This is a genomic window from Vibrio sp. 10N.261.51.F12 (genome assembly GCF_041471725.1).
Classification (GTDB): Bacteria; Pseudomonadota; Gammaproteobacteria; order Enterobacterales; family Vibrionaceae; genus Vibrio.
Genome location: NZ_JBFROV010000088.1, coordinates 1 through 754, shown reverse-complemented (window position 1 = coordinate 754; position 754 = coordinate 1). Strand labels below are relative to the sequence as shown.

1 protein-coding gene is annotated in these 754 nt (G+C 50.1%); it reads right to left on the bottom strand.

Annotated elements, in window-relative coordinates; genetic code table 11:
- Window positions 1–75: 75 nt before the first annotated feature.
- On the bottom strand, window positions 76–754 hold a 679-nt coding region (locus AB4405_RS24375), incomplete at its 5' end, for a YjbF family lipoprotein (protein ID WP_372063121.1).

The following is a 754-nucleotide window of genomic DNA, read 5'->3' as shown; positions in this document are numbered from 1 at the left end:
TCAAGCGATTAACGTAGCTTTCGCCACGACCCCCTAGGAACTAGGAACCTCTCTTCCCCAGGGCCGCTTTCCCCCCTATACCGTCGGCACTTTCAGCAACGTTATTTCTATCGTGGTCATATCCGGTCCTAGCTGTTCAACGCTTTTAATGACTTGGCCGGTTTCTTTGTCTTTCCAGTAGCTGTTAACTATTTTTGCGTCAATGGCATCAAATGTGACGGTTTCTGTGACTTTTTGGGTGTCGTACGATTTCACTGCCGTTGTAATGCGCTCGTCGCCACGCTTAGTTTGCAGGGCTATACCGTCGTAGCCATATTGGTATTTTGGCATCCAATCATAGGTGACTTGCCAAGAGGTATCGGTTTGTTGTGTGCGAGACACGCCAGCTAGGTTGCCACCGTAAAGCCCGATGGTTTTTACGATGCGGCCAGATTCGGTGATGATCACGGCTCGGTCTGAAGACATCCATTTATATTGAGTTTTGCTGGTTTTAGTGTTGGGCTCGGCAAAGGCCAATACCATAAAGATTTGTGGCCCTTCGTTAATTCGAACATAGGCGCTGGCGTAGGGGAGCTTATTGATGTTCTCGGCGTTGAACTCAATGTCATCGGCCCCAAACACGGCTTCAGCCATGGTGGCATTCACGTCTTGAAAGCGTTGCGAGCAGGCGGTGAGAAAAAGTATGGCGCACGCGAGAAGATATGGCTTAAGGTTCAAACTGACGTCCTTGTGGGTGGGTCCTGGGTCCTGGGTC